At 30.7% G+C, this 16,597-nt stretch carries 23 protein-coding genes and 1 pseudogene; 19 read left to right on the top strand and 5 right to left on the bottom strand.

The window, feature by feature from the left end; translation table 11 throughout:
* The first annotated feature begins 5 nt into the window (after window positions 1-5).
* The 18 genes and pseudogenes from F7B34_RS04730 (at window position 6) to F7B34_RS04645 (ending at window position 10,376) form a co-directional block, all read left to right on the top strand.
* Window positions 6-626, top strand: a complete 621-nt coding sequence (locus F7B34_RS04730) for a hypothetical protein (protein ID WP_292460687.1) — start codon at window positions 6-8, stop codon at window positions 624-626.
* Between the two features lie 181 nt (window positions 627-807).
* Entirely contained in the window at window positions 808-1,122 is a 315-nt protein-coding gene (locus F7B34_RS04725) for a carboxymuconolactone decarboxylase family protein (protein WP_292460686.1), read from the top strand.
* A 118-nt stretch (window positions 1,123-1,240) separates the two neighbouring features.
* Entirely contained in the window at window positions 1,241-1,597 is a 357-nt protein-coding gene (locus F7B34_RS04720; RefSeq protein ID WP_292460685.1) for a class II SORL domain-containing protein, read from the top strand.
* Window positions 1,598-1,695: 98 nt separating this feature from the next.
* On the top strand, window positions 1,696-1,851 hold the full coding sequence (locus F7B34_RS04715) for a rubredoxin (protein ID WP_292460684.1): 156 nt from the start codon (window positions 1,696-1,698) through the stop codon (window positions 1,849-1,851).
* Between the two features lie 15 nt (window positions 1,852-1,866).
* Window positions 1,867-2,124 (top strand): MJ0307 family thioredoxin, encoded by a 258-nt coding sequence (locus F7B34_RS04710; protein ID WP_292460683.1) that lies wholly within the window; start codon window positions 1,867-1,869, stop codon window positions 2,122-2,124.
* Between the two features lie 3 nt (window positions 2,125-2,127).
* Entirely contained in the window at window positions 2,128-2,643 is a 516-nt protein-coding gene (locus tag F7B34_RS04705) for a ferritin (protein WP_292460682.1), read from the top strand.
* A 26-nt stretch (window positions 2,644-2,669) separates the two neighbouring features.
* The gene (locus F7B34_RS04700; RefSeq protein WP_292460681.1) at window positions 2,670-2,855 is read left to right on the top strand and encodes a rubredoxin-like domain-containing protein; all 186 of its coding nucleotides are present in this window, start codon (window positions 2,670-2,672) and stop codon (window positions 2,853-2,855) included.
* A gap of 56 nt (window positions 2,856-2,911) precedes the next feature.
* Window positions 2,912-3,592 (top strand): peroxiredoxin, encoded by a 681-nt coding sequence (locus F7B34_RS04695; RefSeq protein WP_292460680.1) that lies wholly within the window; start codon window positions 2,912-2,914, stop codon window positions 3,590-3,592.
* A 41-nt stretch (window positions 3,593-3,633) separates the two neighbouring features.
* A pseudogene (locus tag F7B34_RS04690) lies at window positions 3,634-3,866 on the top strand (rubredoxin).
* An 8-nt stretch (window positions 3,867-3,874) separates the two neighbouring features.
* Complete coding sequence (gene rbr / locus F7B34_RS04685) at window positions 3,875-4,462, top strand: rubrerythrin (protein ID WP_292460679.1); 588 nt, start codon at window positions 3,875-3,877, stop codon at window positions 4,460-4,462.
* A gap of 47 nt (window positions 4,463-4,509) precedes the next feature.
* Window positions 4,510-4,860: a DsrE family protein gene (locus F7B34_RS04680; protein WP_292460678.1), complete on the top strand. Its 351-nt coding sequence runs from the start codon at window positions 4,510-4,512 to the stop codon at window positions 4,858-4,860.
* Window positions 4,861-4,968: 108 nt separating this feature from the next.
* Entirely contained in the window at window positions 4,969-5,559 is a 591-nt protein-coding gene (gene hdrC / locus F7B34_RS04675) for a CoB--CoM heterodisulfide reductase subunit C (protein WP_394355312.1), read from the top strand.
* 9 nt (window positions 5,560-5,568) lie between these two features.
* Complete coding sequence (locus F7B34_RS04670; RefSeq protein ID WP_292460677.1) at window positions 5,569-6,747, top strand: FprA family A-type flavoprotein; 1,179 nt, start codon at window positions 5,569-5,571, stop codon at window positions 6,745-6,747.
* A 90-nt stretch (window positions 6,748-6,837) separates the two neighbouring features.
* Window positions 6,838-7,125, top strand: a complete 288-nt coding sequence (locus F7B34_RS04665) for an MTH865 family protein (RefSeq protein ID WP_292460676.1) — start codon at window positions 6,838-6,840, stop codon at window positions 7,123-7,125.
* Window positions 7,126-7,193: 68 nt separating this feature from the next.
* Window positions 7,194-7,781: a flavodoxin family protein gene (locus F7B34_RS04660; RefSeq protein WP_292460675.1), complete on the top strand. Its 588-nt coding sequence runs from the start codon at window positions 7,194-7,196 to the stop codon at window positions 7,779-7,781.
* A 78-nt stretch (window positions 7,782-7,859) separates the two neighbouring features.
* Complete coding sequence (gene afpA / locus F7B34_RS04655) at window positions 7,860-8,426, top strand: archaeoflavoprotein AfpA (RefSeq protein WP_292460674.1); 567 nt, start codon at window positions 7,860-7,862, stop codon at window positions 8,424-8,426.
* Between the two features lie 13 nt (window positions 8,427-8,439).
* Window positions 8,440-9,180 (top strand): Fe-S cluster assembly ATPase SufC, encoded by a 741-nt coding sequence (sufC, locus tag F7B34_RS04650; RefSeq protein WP_292460673.1) that lies wholly within the window; start codon window positions 8,440-8,442, stop codon window positions 9,178-9,180.
* Entirely contained in the window at window positions 9,156-10,376 is a 1,221-nt protein-coding gene (locus F7B34_RS04645; RefSeq protein ID WP_292460672.1) for a SufD family Fe-S cluster assembly protein, read from the top strand. Before sufC ends, F7B34_RS04645 begins: the two co-directional genes overlap by 25 nt.
* Window positions 10,377-10,404: 28 nt before the next feature.
* On the opposite strand, the gene F7B34_RS04640 is transcribed toward F7B34_RS04645, so the two are convergent.
* The 3 genes from F7B34_RS04640 to aksF all read right to left on the bottom strand — a co-directional run bounded on the left by F7B34_RS04640 (window position 10,405) and on the right by aksF (window position 13,926).
* Entirely contained in the window at window positions 10,405-11,121 is a 717-nt protein-coding gene (locus tag F7B34_RS04640) for a hypothetical protein (protein WP_292460671.1), read from the bottom strand.
* A 78-nt stretch (window positions 11,122-11,199) separates the two neighbouring features.
* Window positions 11,200-12,756, bottom strand: coding sequence for a serine--tRNA ligase (gene serS, locus F7B34_RS04635; protein WP_292460670.1), 1,557 nt, complete (start codon window positions 12,754-12,756; stop codon window positions 11,200-11,202).
* 159 nt (window positions 12,757-12,915) lie between these two features.
* On the bottom strand, window positions 12,916-13,926 hold the full coding sequence (aksF, locus tag F7B34_RS04630; protein WP_292460669.1) for a homoisocitrate dehydrogenase: 1,011 nt from the start codon (window positions 13,924-13,926) through the stop codon (window positions 12,916-12,918).
* A 182-nt stretch (window positions 13,927-14,108) separates the two neighbouring features.
* Between aksF and F7B34_RS04625 the strand changes: the two genes are divergently transcribed.
* Window positions 14,109-14,990, top strand: a complete 882-nt coding sequence (locus tag F7B34_RS04625; RefSeq protein WP_292460668.1) for an AIR synthase related protein — start codon at window positions 14,109-14,111, stop codon at window positions 14,988-14,990.
* On the opposite strand, the gene F7B34_RS04620 is transcribed toward F7B34_RS04625, so the two are convergent.
* Together F7B34_RS04620 and F7B34_RS04615 are read right to left on the bottom strand one after the other, a co-directional pair.
* On the bottom strand, window positions 14,987-15,919 hold the full coding sequence (locus tag F7B34_RS04620; protein WP_292460667.1) for a hypothetical protein: 933 nt from the start codon (window positions 15,917-15,919) through the stop codon (window positions 14,987-14,989). The genes F7B34_RS04625 and F7B34_RS04620 overlap by 4 nt on opposite strands.
* Before the next feature lie 88 nt (window positions 15,920-16,007).
* Entirely contained in the window at window positions 16,008-16,505 is a 498-nt protein-coding gene (locus F7B34_RS04615; RefSeq protein ID WP_292460666.1) for a hypothetical protein, read from the bottom strand.
* Window positions 16,506-16,597 lie beyond the last annotated feature (92 nt).

Raw genomic sequence — 16,597 nt, 5'->3', positions numbered from 1 at the left:
AAAAAATGCCTAATGCATATGCCCATTTAATTTTTGAAAAGTTATTTTTGGAACCGTTGGGAGACAAAAATCGAAGATTTTTGGAAAATTATAAAATCACAGATTTTGATAGTGTAAATAATAATAAAAAGATTATAAATAAAATAATAAATAATATTGATTTGGACAACTTTTATTTTGGCTGCATAATTCCAGATATAAACCATATTTCTAACTTGGAGAGGAGGATTACGCATTTTTATGACAACAATGTTTTTGAATTCTTTGAACCAAAAAATAGAGTAGAATATTCCTTTTGTTTGGGTTATGACTTGCATATAAAAATCGACAACTTATGGAAGTATAATATACGGTTAAAATACAACATATCCCTTGAAGAAAATTTAAAAATATATGATTATCTTGATTATTTTTTGAAAAAGAAATATGATATTGGTTATAATTATTTTAAAAAACACATTTTAAAGGGTAATTGTGATTTGCTGAAAAAATTAAATATAAATAAAAAATTATGTGAAGAATGGAAAAAAAGATGTATAAATGATGAACTTAAACCTAATGATAAAAATAATAAAAATAACACATATGAAAAACTGATAAAAGAGTTTTTAAATCTTATGGGCTAATTTTAAAATATTATCTTTTTCGATATTAAATAAAACTTCGTCCCCTTCTTTAAAATCGTTCTTGTATTGTGAATTTCAGAAATTAATATAATGGTCATATAAAAAAATATATATACTAAAATGAGAATAATTTATATTGTAAATAATAAAAGAATTAAAATAAAAAATAAGGGGGAATAATATGAAAAATGAAGTCTTTGTAGGAGAAGGAATGAAGTATGTCAAAGAAGATTGTCAAGAGTTATATAAGGCAATTGTTAAATTAAACGACGCAGTATATTCTGGAAAGGTTTTGGATTACAAAACCCAAAAGTTGATAGCAATAGGTATTGCAGCATCAACAAGAGATGAAAAAGCAACTAAAAAACAGATGGCAAGTGGAATGGCTGAGCTCGGCATTACAAAAGAGGAAATATGTGATGTTTTAAGGGTAGTATTATTAACATCAGGTATGCCTGCATTCACAAAAGCTATGAAAATATTGTATGAATTATAATCGTAGTATTTTAGCATTAATTTGACGAAATTCGAAGGGTTAAATATTTATTAAATATACTACAAAATATGTAATTGCATAATTGTAATATATATGTTAGGACAAAAAAGGTGATAATATGGGTTGTACCGATGCAAAAACCATAGTAGAAGGAACAGATTTTGAGAAGAAACACACTCCAATGATTGAGTGTAAAGATAAAGTAAAGGCGGGGGAAATTTTCGAGGTTAAAATTCACACCGCAGGAGTTGAACATCCAATGGAAGATGGACATTTTATACAATTTATAGGACTTAGGATAGGAGATATTCCTTTGGCAAGAGTAGATTTAACACAATATGCTAAACCAGAGGTAGTATTTTATATAAGAGCCCCATCCGAAGGTCATGAGGGCAGCGTTATGAAATTGACTGCATATATGTATTGTAATTTGCATGGAATTTGGAAGTATGAAAAAGAGATAAAAATAGAATAAACAAATGAATAATTAAAATATATAAGTTGGTGATATTATCTGCTAAAAATCAGGGATTTTTAGATTAATATCACCTAAAAATAAAAACCGGTGATATTATGGCTAAATATCAATGCATGTGTGGTTGGATATATGATGAAGATGAAGGGGAACCATCTCAAAGCATAGCTCCTGGAACAAAGTTTGAAGATTTACCTGATACATTTAAATGTCCTCAATGCGGTTTGCCTAAGTCTGCATTTAGGAAAATATAAAATGTTGGTGATATTATGTTAATCGAAGTAATTACATCTCCTCAATGCCCTCACTGTCCTACTGCTAAAAGAGTAGTTGAAGAAGTTGTAAAGAAAGTAAGCTGTGATGACATCGAAGTAAAATATATCGATGCAACAGAAGATCCTGGAACTGTGAAAAAATACAACATAATGGCAGTTCCAACTATTGTCATAGATGGGGAGGTAGCATTTGTAGGGATTCCTTCAAGTGAAGAACTTGAAAAATACCTAAGAGAAAAATTAAATAGGTGAATTATGGTAGTTAAAGATAAAGTGCTAAAAGCTTTAAATGAACAGATAAATAAAGAGCTCTTTTCGGCATATCTATATCTATCTATGTCTGCCTATGCCGAATCCATAGGATTAAAAGGATTTGCCCAGTGGCTCAAAGTTCAATATCAAGAGGAGCTCGACCACGCTATGAAATTTTATAATTATATAATAGAACGGGGAGGAAAAATAGAATTGGAGTCTATCAACAAGCCAAAAAATGAATGGTCATCAATATTGGAAGTTTTTGAAGATGGATACGAGCATGAGAAGTTTATATCAGAATCTATTAATAATCTAATGGATTTAGCAGTTTCTGAAAAGGATTATGCTACAATGAATATGCTACAATGGTTCATAGATGAGCAGGTTGAAGAGGAATCTTCGTTTTTAGAAATTGTGGATAAATTAAAACTATTAGATGGGGATAAAAGAGGTTTATTTATGCTCGACAAAGATTTGGGACAGCGCACCTATGTTCCATTAATTTCTCAAAATTAATATTAAATTTAATATATGGTGAAAATATGACTTGGTGGAAATGTTCCAACTGTGGATATGTATTTGAGTCTAATAAAGTGCCTGAAAAATGTCCAAACTGTGGAGAAAAATGCACTTTTTATGATGTAACCTGCTATACTCCTGAATGTGGATTCAAAGGTTATGACCCAAAATTGGTTGCAAGGTCGCCAAATAAAGAAAGCAAACTTTAATTTTAATAAATAAATATAAAAATAATAAAAAAATTAAAAATATGGAGGGATAATGTATGTGTGAAGATATATGCTGCATTGAAAAACATGGAATTCCAGTAATAGGAGAGAAATTTCCTGAGGTAGAAGTTAAAACTACACAAGGAATTATAAAATTGCCAAATCATTTTGAAGGTAAATGGTTTATTTTATTCAGCCATCCTGCTGATTTTACCCCAGTTTGCACCACGGAATTTGTGGCATTTCAAAAGAGATATGACCAATTTAGGGAGTTAAATACTGAATTGATAGGTTTAAGTATAGACCAAGTATTCAGCCACTTAAAATGGATTGAGTGGATAAAAGACAATCTAAACATTGACATTGAATTTCCAGTGATAGCAGACGATAGGGGGAAATTGGCTGAAAGATTAGGCATGGTAAGCCCATATAAAGGCAATAACACAGTTAGGGCTGTATTTATTGTGGATGATAAGGGAGCTATTAGGGCAATATTGTATTATCCACAGGAGGCTGGAAGAAATATCGATGAAATAATAAGATTGGTTAAAGCACTTCAAACATCCGATAAAGGAGTGGCACTTCCAGCAAACTGGCCTAACAACGATATAATAGGGGATAAAGTAATAGTTCCACCTGCTTCCACAGTTGAAGAAATGAATAGTAGAAAAGAAGCGGCTGAAAAAGGAGAAATAGAATGCCTTGATTGGTGGCTTTGCTGTAAAAAATTAGAGTAAATTATTCATTATTTAATTTTTTGTTTTTTTGGTGAATAAAAATAGTAGAACTTAAATTAGCCTGCAAATTAGATGACAGTTGTGAAAAACCAAAGTATAGGAAGTATAGGTGTAAAGTTTGCGGTTGTATGACCCGTTAAAAGGAGAAGACCCAAGCCAAAATATCTCCCCAAAAACTCCATTTGAAGAGCTTCCGGATGATTGGATTTCCCATTTGCAGAGGTAAGTAAAAGAGTCATTTGAACCATTGGATGAATTAGTAGAATTTGACTGAGGTGAAGTATGAAAGAAACAATTACAAATTTAATAAGGGCATACATCGGGGAAAGTTTAGCTAGAAACAGATATACCTGCTATGCAAAGATAGCAAAAAGTGAAGGATATGAACAGATTTCAGAAATATTTTTACTAACAGCAGAAAATGAAAGGGAACATGCTAAATGGCTGTTTTATTTAATTACCGAATTAAAAAAGAAATACAATATCGATGGAGATTCAATAAAGGTAGATGATATTGAAGTTCCAGTAGTTTTAGGAAATACTGCTGAAAATTTAAGGGCTTCAATCGAAGGGGAACATTACGAATATACTGAAATGTATCCAAAATTTGCCGAAATAGCAGAAAAAGAAGGACTAAATGACATTGCAGAACGATTAAAGGCAATTGCAATTGCTGAGAAGCATCATGAGGGAAGATTTAAGAAATTATTAAAAGAAGTTGAAAATGGAACAGTATTTAAGAAAAATGAAGTGGTTGAATGGACATGTAGGAAATGCGGATATACTCATGAAGGGGATGAACCACCGGCGGAATGCCCTTCTTGTAGTCATCCAGGGAAGTATTTTGAAATATTGTGTGAAAAATATTAAAAATTATTGTTGCAATTAAATAAAGTCTAATTAGGGGGTGATATGTTATGAAAAATGCATTTTTAGTATTTTCCTACATGCACAACGATAAACCGAATATGCCAGTAATGTTGCATGTGTTGCTATTTGCAAAGGAGATGAAGGAAAAGGGGGACGATGTGAAAATAATATTCGAAGGTGAAGGTGTTAATTGGGCTAAAGATTTGTTAAATGAAGAACATCCATTTTCAAACCACGTTAAACCATTAATAGACAATTTTGTAGTTTGTGAGGCCTGTGCAAGTATATTTGGCGTATTGGATGATATAAAAGATAAATTAAATGTTGAAAATGATTTATTTGGACATATAAGTTTAAAGAAGTACTTGGATGAAGGTTATAATATAATTGAAATTTAATTTAACCTAACTTAACTATTATTTGACATATTTTTCTATTATTAATTTTTTATTTTTTATTTTATATTTTTAATTTATAATAATTATTTTAAATAAATTGGAGGGATTATTATGAGAAGTTCAAAAGATTTCAATCCTACAATATCTAAAAAGATTATTGAAGCTGGAAAAGATATATTAGGGGAAGAGCACATAAAATCATTCCAAAGATGCTATCAATGTGGAACATGCACAGGTTCCTGTCCAAGTGGAAGAATAACTGCATTTAGAACAAGAAAATTAATAAGGTCTGCAATGTTGGGGTTAAAAGAGTGTATAGGTGGAGAAGACCTTTGGAAATGTACAACCTGCTATACATGTTATGAAAGATGTCCAAGAAATGTTAAAATAACAGATATAATAAAATCAATGAGAAATGTTGCTTGTCAAATGGGATTGATAGCCGAGGCACATAGAAAAACCACATTATATGTTTATTTAACCGGTCATGCAGTTCCAGTAAATGACGAAATAAAAAAAGTTAGAAAGAAATTGGGATTATCTGAGGTTCCTCCAACAACTCATAAGTATCCCGAAGCATTAGATGAGGTAAGAGGCTTGATGGATGATATGGGGCTCTGCGACAAGGTTGGAATTTGTCCAACAACAAAAAAATTAAAAGAATTAAAACCTATAAAATGGGAAGATTTAAGTGAATAGGTGATTTAATTGGTAGTTAAAATAAAAGATAATATATATTGGGTTGGTTCAGTAGACTGGGAAGTTAGAGAATTCCATGGATATGAAACTTTAAAAGGGAGTTCTTATAATTCATACTTAATAGTGGATGAAAAAAATGTTTTAATTGATTCCGCAAAACATTATATGTTTGAAGAGTTAATAGAGGGTATTAAAACAGTAATTGACCCAAAAGATATTGATTATATTGTAGTAAATCATGCAGAAAAAGACCACAGCGGATGTATTGGTAAACTTGTTAAATTATCAGATGCAAAGGTTATTACAAATGAGAAAGGGAAAGAAGACCTAAATTTACAATTCAATACAGAAGATTGGGAGTTTATAATAGTAGATACAGGGGATGAGATTAATATTGGAAAAAGAACTTTAAAATTTATAAAAACCCCAATGCTTCATTGGCCGGATAATATGGTCACATACTGCATTGAAGATAAAATTTTATTCTCCAATGATGCATTTGGACAGCACATAGCTACATCAGAGCGATTTGATTATGAAGTTAGCTCTGATGAGCTTTTTGATGATGCAAAGGAGTATTTTGCGAATATATTATTGCCTTATAAAATGCTTATACCTAATGCAGTGAATGCAGTGAAGGGTTTAGATATTGATTATATTTGTCCATCCCATGGTATAATATGGAAAGAAAAAGTGGAAGAGATATTAAATTATTATATGAAATGGTCATCGGATAATTATAAAAATAAGGCAGTAATAGCATACGATACCATGTATAATTCCACTAAAAAAATTGCACACGCCATAGGAAAGGGGTTATCGGATGAAGGTGTTGAGGTAAAGATATACAATATATCTAAAACCCCAATGAATACTATAATGAGGGAAATAATAGATTCAAAATATATATTAATAGGTTCCCCAACATTAAATTCAAATATATACCCACCAGTTGCAATGTTTTTAGCATATATGGAAGGGTTAAAACCAGATAGTAATAAATTAGCCGTAGCATTTGGTTCTTATGGATGGATGGAAATGGCAACTGATATTATAAAAAAATCCTTTGAAAAATTAAACTTTAAAGTTATCGATGATGAATGCTTAAAATGCAGATTTGTTCCAAAGGAAGAATATATTAAAAAATGTTATGAATTTGGAAAAAAATTATCAAAAATAACCCCATAATTTTCTATTTGAAATAAACTATATAAATTATAAAATTTAATATAAAATATTTATAAAAAATAATAATTAATTTAAATATGAGGTGTTGATATGATAACAACAAATCATCCATTATATGAAGCATTAAAAGATATTCAAGATTTTAAATTAAAAATAGCTGAATTTTTTAAAGACAAGGATGTATTTCCCATAAAGAGCAAAGTTGAGTTAGCAAACGCATTGCCTTGTGGTTTATCATTGCCTTGCGGGGATATTGAAGCAGGGGAGTTGGTTAAATTAATGACTGATGCGGATTTTCCAATAAAAAATCCAGAAGATCTGGCTATAAAGTTATCTAACAAATGTGTAATTGAAAAGAAGGAAAAGGAAGAAATATAATTAATATTTTTATTTATTTTTATATAATAATTAATTCATTTTTTTATATATTTAAATAAGGTGAAATAATGAAAATCTTTGGTATAAGTGGAAGTCCAAGATTGCAGGGAACTCATTATGCAGTGAATTATGCATTGGATTATTTAAAAGAAAGGGGTTGTGAAACTAAGTATTTTTCAGTTGCTCGAAAAGAAATAAAATTCTGTATGCACTGCGATTATTGCATAAGAAAAAAAGAGGGCTGTATTCATAAGGACGATATGAATGAAGTTTATGAAAATTTAATATGGGCAGATGGCATAATAATGGGGACACCAATTTATCAGGGAAACATTACGGGACAGTTAAAAACCATAATGGATAGATGCAGGGCAATAGTTGCGAAAAATCCAAAGGTTTTGAATGGTAAGATTGGAATGGGTATAGCAGTTGGAGGAGATAGAAATGGCGGGCAGGAAATAGCTTTAAGAACAATCCATGACTTTTATATAATAAATGAAATGATTCCAGTAGGCGGAGGTTCATTTGGTGCAAATTTAGGTGCAACATTCTGGTCAAAGGATAAAGGAAGAGATGGTATTATAGAAGATGATGAGGGATTAAGAGTTTTAAGAAAAACCTTAAATAAATTTTTAAATAGGATATCTAAAAAATAGAGTAAATGTATTATATTAATATAAAATTTAATATAATAGTTAATTTGAAATATTAAATAAAATAAAAAAGGTGCTTTTATGGTTAAAATTGCATGGGGCATTACAGGATGCGGAGATAAAATAGAGGAAATAGTTCAATTGATGATTGAGTTAAAAAATAAACATAATTTGGATATAGATGTATATGCATCAAAAAGTGCCAGGGTTGTTTTAAAGTGGTATAAACTCTGGGATTTGATGATGGATGAGTTTTATGATATTAGGGTGGAAGTAAATGCAAATGCTCCCTTTTTACCGGGAAAACTGCAAACTGGGAAATATGATATGTTTATCGTAGCTCCGACAACTGCAAACACCGTTGCAAAGGTGGCACATTGTATTGCAGATACACTCATTACAAACTCAATTGCTCAGGGCATTAAAGCTAGGGTTCCGACATATATTTATCCACCAGACAACAAAATTGGAGAAATTGAAACAATAATCCCCGGTGGAAAAACTTTAAAGTTATATATTAGAAAGGAAGATGTAGAAAATGTTGATAAATTAAGAAAAATGGACGGTATAACAATTTTGGATAGTGTAGAGGATATAAAAAAAGTTATTTTGAGATATGTTGGTGAAGAAAAAAATAAAAATTTATAAATAAGGTGATTAGATGCTAAGTATTGAAGATTTATGTGTCAAAATAGGGGATAAAGAAATTTTAAAAGATATTCATTTATACATCGATAGTGGTGAGACTCATGTTTTATTTGGTCCAAATGGAGCAGGCAAATCAACATTAATAAATACAATACTTGGAAATCCAAAATATGAAATTGTAAGCGGTAGTATTTATTTTAAAGGAAAGGATATTACAGACATGCCAATGTATGAAAGGGCAAAACTTGGAATAGGTATATCCTATCAAAGTCCGCCAGCGATTCCGGGGGTTAAACTGAAAAATCTATTGGAGATAATCACCAATAGAGATTGGAGTGAAATTGAAAAAATGGCTGAAATATTAAATTTTAAAGATTTCCTTGAAAGGGAGGTAAATGTTGGATTCTCAGGCGGTGAGGCAAAAAGGTCTGAAATACTCCAAATATATGCTCAAAATCCTGATTTTATAATGTTCGATGAGCCAGATAGTGGTGTAGATGTAGAAAATGTGGAATTAATTGGAACCATTATAAATGAATTACTTGATAAAAACAAAATGCCAAGTGATAGAAAAAAATCTGGTTTAATAATTACACACATGGGTCATATATTAAACTTTATGGATGTAGATAGGGCTCATGTTCTTTATAATGGAATTGTAGCCTGTTCAGGTCATCCAGAAGAAATTCTTAATAACATAATTAAACATGGATATGAGAGGTGTGTAGAATGTTATCAAAAGAAAGAGCACTAAAAATAAAGGAAATTGCTGAAAAATATAGAAATGTTCCAGCACCATATGGGGAGGATATAAACCTTGAAGAATATAAAATAGAAAAAGGCGGTATATCGGTGGATTCATTGATGGAGCTTGATGAGGGGTATAAATCCAAACTTGAAAGCATTGGTATAGATATTGAGGAGAAAACCTCAGCAGGTTCATACTTGCAGATAAACAATAAGGCAGTTTATTCAAAAACAGACTCAAAAATTGAAATGATGCCAATTTCCGAAGCCCTTAAAAAATATAATTTGGATGATTACCTATGGAATCTCGTTGAAATTAAAGACAAATACACAGCAAGAGCAGCATTGGAATTAACCGAAGGATTTTTTATAAGAGTTCCAAAGGGCGTTAAGGAAACAATACCTCTTCAAACATGTCTTTTGATTGGTGAGGAGAGCTCATCCCAAAACGTCCATAATATTATAATTGTTGAAGAAGGGGCTGAATTAAATGTAATTACCGGATGTGCTACTTCACCTCATGTAAAATCAGGGCTACATATTGGAGTTTCTGAATTTTATGTAAAAAAAGATGCAAAATTAACCTACACTATGATACATGATTGGGGCGAAAATACCCATGTTAGACCAAGAACTGGTGTGTATATTGAAGAAAATGGAGTATTCATAAGCAACTATGTAGTTATGACTGAGGTAAAATCAATTCAGAGTTATCCAACCGCATACTGCGTAGGAGATAATTCAAAGGTTACATTTCAAACAGTAGCCTATGGAAAGGGAAATTCAAAAATGGATTTGGGTTCAAGGGTTGTTTTATCTGGAAAAAACAGCAGTGCTGACATGATTTCAAGGACTATCGTAGTGGATAATGCTGAAATAATAGCAAGGGGACATCTTGTTGGGGAGAGTGAAAATGTGAAAGGACATTTAGAATGTAGGGGCTTAATTTTATCTGACAATGCTCATCTTCATGCAGTTCCAGAATTGGAGGCTAAAAGGACAAATCTTGATTTAACACATGAGGCTGCTGTTGGAAAAATTGCAGAAAACCAGCTGATGTATTTAATGTCAAGAGGTTTAACTGAGGATGAGGCAGTCTCTTTAATTATAAAAGGATTTTTAAATGTGGATGTATCGGGGCTTCCACCAAAACTTGCAAAGTCTGTTGAGCAGATAATGGAAATGACCCTTGATGCATCCTAAATTAATTCCGTTATATATTTTTAAAAAATTAAAGCATGTTGTATCTTCTTTTTATACCATCGTATAAATCTATTACATTTCCATTTAAAAAGGCAGACATTGTATATATCACTCCAGGGGGTAATATATTTGTGGCAGTTCCTTTTTTAACAAAGTATAAGTTATCAAAACTTAACAATCCGCCAAATATCAATCCTGCCAATTTTGATAGTTCCTTCAATTCTTTAAAGGTAATAATTACAACAGGGTCATCCGTAGCAACGCCAGAATACCCAACACCATGAATCTTTTTTGGTTTATCTGAAACACTGGAATCTACATCGAAGCCGTATTTTCTTCCGATATCTTCAACAAACAATGCCATTTCATTTACAATATCCTCCCCCCCATATGTATCAAAGGAGATAATTAATGCATCACCATAGTTAGAACCTGCCTTTGCCACTGCATAGGATATGCCTTCCCCCGCATCATTGGAGTTTTTTGAAACTCCATCTAAATCCTCAAAACCTTCGGCATGTTTTCTTAACAATTTTATAATACTTTGGTTAGTCTCCTCAATTAAATTTTCAGGAACAAAAGAGGTAATTACAATATCATCTCCTGTAACATTTGAAAGTGAGGATTTTACATTTGGAGGTATAACTAATGGCAGTTCTCTGTTTATTTTTTCATTTACAACGGGATTTGTTTTTACATCATTTGATGAAATATCTACACCTATTGAAGTAATATATTTTTTCATAACTACCATCTACACCTATTATAATATATTTTATTTCTTAAAAATAATTATCTTAAAAAATTATAAAAATTTTATATATTAAGGCCAGGTGATTGCCTTTGGAATTTCTGGCATTTTTCCTATTTTCTTTTGCACCATTTCAGGCCAATCATCATAATTAAATCCATATTGTGCCAAGAACCCAATTACCCATCTTGTTAGACCATACCCTGTGCATCCAGTCCATACTTTCCTTCCCCTGTAATCTCTTATACCAAATCCTTCAACAAAATGAGTTCCATGGACATTTGCAGAGGTTACAGCTACTCCTTTTCTTTCGTCCCTTATATGTGGTAGCCATAATCTCATTTCATACTTAGGGACCTCTGGAAACTCTATGTGCCTATTCTCTTTTTTTCTACCTTCAAGATAGAAGGGGTCATCTCCAACCTCTGTCCAATATTCCAAATCAAGTTTTTCAGCAAGTTTTTCAGCATATTTTAATGTTTTATCCCTGGTTTTTTCAACAAATTCTGGACTTCCCATCTCTACACATTCTATCCTTAAAAACTCATTAACTCTATCAAGTCCTTTTGCACCGCCACCTTCCCATCTGTATGTCCATCCACTTCTATCTACAAACTTTACAGGTTTATCTATATCCACGAGCTCATGGTCAAAGAATTGATAGAATGGCTCACATTGGGCTGGTGCCAAAACATACCCTGGATTTCTCAATAAATCATTTAATTTATGAATAGGTATCTCTTTTTTTATCATCATTTCATTTACAAATTCTCTGAACATTTCAGGGTCTCTTTTTGGAGGACAGACATAATACATTCCCTCAGGAAGTCCCTCTAAATACCTCATTTTATACATGACTTCCAATGGAATTAATTTAGGAAACAAACATTCATTAAATCCTATTTTATTGACACATTCATCAATTATAAGTTCTTCAAATGCTCTAAATAATTTTGTCATAGGTGGAGTATAGAACCACTGCCCCTTTCCAATAAATCTTTTAACCCATCCAAGTTTCTCAGCAACTTCCGTTGGGTCTTTATCAAATGTAATTGTCCTTTTTGCTTTATACTCGCTAACTATTGTTCCAGGAGCTATCGCACAAACATCAAAGGTTAAATCTCTCTCTTCTTCCTTTTCAAGCTCATCTCTTATGAATTTTATTGCCCTATCTACAATATTTCTCTTTAATTCACTATCTCCGATGTTTTCAAATATTATTTTTACGGTATTATTATTGTAATCAATCTCTGTTTCACATTCTGGAACTTTGATGCCCTTTATATTTTCAAGAACTTCCTTTTCAGCAGGTATCGTTATTTCGTAATGCTCTATGACTATATCCCTTATACCTGTTTTATACTTTCTTCCAACTTTTTCCATGATGGGTTTTTTCAGTCTTATTATTGCCTCATGAGCTCTTGCATAAGTTCCTGATACGATGTTTAATTTTAATTCTTTTCCCTCAAAATCGTAGCTTATTATCTTTGAAGCTTCATCTTCCTTTCCTTTTGGAACTCCTTTTAGAAATATTTCCCTACTATTATTTAATACTTCTATTATATCCTTTTGTGCATCCTCGTTCAATTCCTTGTTAAATATAATTTTCCCATTTAATTCGAACTTCATTATTTCACCATTTTTATAAATATATAATTATAATTATTATGCCTTATGATTATGTTAAAAAATTAAAAACTAAAATTAAAAAATTCATTTATAGAATATTCGTTATTTTATTTAACATTTATTATATGATTATATAATAATATCAATTTGGATTTAATATTAACTTCTATTTTTTATTTCCTCAATTATCTTGTCTGTGAGCTCAGTGGTTTTTAAATTTCCTCCTAAATCTGGAGTCATATATCCTTTTTTCAACACTGATTTAACGGAATCTCTTAACAATCTACTTTTTTCTTTCATTCCCAAATAATAAAGCATCATAGATGCACTTAATATTGAAGCTATTGGATTTGCTATGCCCTTTCCTGCGATATCTGGTGCTGAACCATGAACTGGTTCAAATAATCCGTGTTTATCTCCGATGTTTGCAGAGGGTGCCAACCCAAGACCTCCAAGCAATCCAGATGCTTCATCAGATAGTATGTCTCCAAACAAGTTTGTGGTTACTATAACATCGAACATCTGCGGATTTTTTAAAATATACATGGCAGTGGCATCAACCAAATAATTATCACTATCTATATTAAATTTTTTGTATTGCTCTCCAATCTCATTAAATATTTTTAAAAAAAGACCATCAGTTATTCTCAAAATATTTGCCTTATGTATGCAGGATACTTTTTTCCTGTGGTGTTTTAGTGCATAATCAAATGCAAATTTAATTATCCTGCTGCTTCCCTTCTTAGAAATAATTCTTTCTGCAACAGCTATTTCTTTTTCATCGTCATAATATTCCCTATTAACGTATAATCCTTCGGTATTTTCCCTTATAATTACAAAATCAATATCCTCAAAATTATTAATTGGTCTAACATTTGCGTATAAATCGAGCTCCTTTCGTAGTGTTAATATAGGACTTTTATACATTTTCCTTTCTAATTCATCAGGCTTTGGCGTAGTTACTGCACCAAATAATACTGCATCGCACTCCTTGGCAGTTTCAAGGGTTCTATCTGGTATGGCACTATTGCATCTCTTAAAACATTCATAGCCTGCATGTTCTTTAATAAATTCAAAATCTCCGAGCTCATTTAAAATTCTTACAGTTTCAGGTATTACTTCCTTGCCTATCCCATCTCCTTCTATAACGCATATTTTGTATATTTTCATTAAATCACCAATATAAAAAAATTAAAAAATTAATAATAAATTAAAGATATAATAATTCACTAGGATAATTAGATATATTTTAATTAAATATAAATGAAATGGATTTTATAATATGCCTTTATAATCTAATCATTTAAAATTATTTATTTTAAATATATAAAATTATAAAATGAGATGAAAACATGGAATGTATAGAATATGAAATAAAACATGCAATAGAACATATGATGGAAACAAACTACCCTAGAAAAAAATTATGGGATATGGATTCAAAAGTTCCGGAGTTAATAAGAGGAATTAGGGCAGGAGATGATGCAGTAGTAATCGGAAAAAAAGTTATAAATATGGAAGGGCCCTATCCTTTAAAACTAGGTTCAAAAACTGCCTTAATCCATACATCATGCGATGTTGTGGCAATGGGTGCAAAACCATTGTATGCCATGGATGCAATTCAGGCACAGAATGAAGAAGAAATAAAAATGGCAGTAGATGGATTAAAAAAGCAATCTCTGGGTTTAAATATACCTATTGTAGGTGGAAATACACAGACAGAAAAAGAATTAAAATCCTGTGTTAGTGTGGTAGTATTTGGAGAGCTTATGTATGATAGGTTAATTACAGATGGAGGATCTCAGGCTGGAGACATGGTAGTTATGCTCGGTCATCCCGTGGAGGGCGATATTGGAGAAAGAGTTCAAAAGGCAAAAAACAAATACGAAACATTTCTAAAAATTTTGGAAAATGGTGTGGAAGTCCACGCCTGTAAAGATGCTTCAAGGGGAGGATGGCTTTGCAACATACTTGAAATGCTTGCAAAGGCAAGAAAAGGCATTGAAATAAATGCAATTCCCTATCCAAGAGCTACAAGATATTTGGGAACATACCTTGTTTGTATAGATAAAAACAGTTTAAATGATGCTATAAATATAGCAATTAACAATAGATGTCCTATTATTCCATTTGGAAAAATAACCGATGAAAAAATCTTTAAAATAGGTGATAAGATGTATATTGATAAAGAAAAAATGAACTATATTATAAAGGAGTTCCCTTACAAATACTAACATTTTTTTTCTTTTAAATTATATTTCTTTGAAATTTCTTTTAATATTAAATTGAATACAATGGATTCGCCATATATACTACCATATCTTTTTAAAATACATATATTTTTATAAATTATACTCGGATGATGTTTAGAAATCTCATAAATGGCATTCAGTGCAATGTTTCTAACTATATCATTTTCATTGAATAAAAGTTTTAAAATATTTCCAATAACCTCCTCTAACTCCTCTTCATTTAATGTAGATACTGTGGAAAGACAGTAGGCAATATTCAATGGAGCTAATTTTTCAATATTATTATTTTTTATAAGTTCCAAATTCCCTTTTAAATCATCCCTTTTTATTGATGAATTGAATTCTTTTGCGATGTCTAATTTTTCTATTTTATTTAGATTTAACATGCATGCTCCTTTATTAAATAATTTTTTAATCAAAGATTCCTGTCTTGTAGAATTTATCAATTTTTTGATACGTATATATACTTGACTGGTTTCATTTTCTGATTTAAGTAATTTACCATATTTTTTAATCAATTCCCAAGTATAATTTCTTATCTCCATATTTGTAAATTTTTCATTTATATTTAAAAGTTCTTCCTCCACTCTATTGTAATATTTTGGATTGGAATTAAGCATAATTTTCAAAGATATTAAAGTATTAAGCACAAGGTTTTCATTATCACTTTTTAAACATTCTTTTATATATGGAAATAAGAGCTCAATATTTTGGTTATACTTTAAGAATATTTTTGTTGCAATATATATTGCATTGGATACCACATTGGAATTGTTTGAATGTATGTAGTTTATAAGGGAGTTTAGGAGGGATGTATTGTTTTCTATAAGTTTTTGAGCTTCCCGAAGTTTTCCTTCTTCTAAAAGTTTTTTTAATTTACGGGATTTTGAATTAAAAAAAGGGATGTCCATTAAACCACCCAATAGTTAAATATATCCTATATTTGAACCAATAATAAATTCTTAAAATATTTTAAATATTTAAATAAATATTATTATTTTAAAATTCATATGATTCTATGGGGTTTATCGTGTAAGATAAATCGTCGTTTTTTCTTAAAATCTCTAAAAATTTTACACACGTAGAGGGATCTTTGTTGGTTACAATAATATCTAAAATTGCTGTTATGAGGTCATTAGATGTAATTTCAGTTTTTAAAGGAACAGCACCACAAGATATAAAAGCATTTAATAATTCTCTTTGAATAACAAGACATTTCTCAGCATCTCCTTTTATTCTAATTTTATACGATGGAAATACCAACTCATAACAATTTATAATGATCATGTTATATTTCTGTAAAGTTTCACAGAGTTTTGCACAGTTTTCCCCAGTAGTTTTTACTATAAATTTTAAAAAATAGGTGTTGTGATTTAATGTATTTGTAATTTTTACATCATAGATTCTTGAAACATTTTCTGCAATTAAGATTCTCAACTTATCGAATATTTTGGATTCACACAATGCATGAATAACATACAATCTTTCTAGGTTCATTCTTCCACCTTTATACTAAACCTGCCTATTTATATTACGATAATTATTTTACATTTTTATATATGTAATGATGGGGTCTTCCTGTAGTCAAA

The sequence above is a fragment of the Methanothermococcus sp. genome (genome assembly GCF_015523155.1).
In the GTDB taxonomy this organism is placed as follows: Archaea; AGJL01; Methanococci; order Methanococcales; family Methanococcaceae; genus Methanofervidicoccus.
The sequence above is the reverse complement of the archived record's forward strand: the minus strand, read 5'-3'. Positions and strand labels throughout refer to the sequence as shown.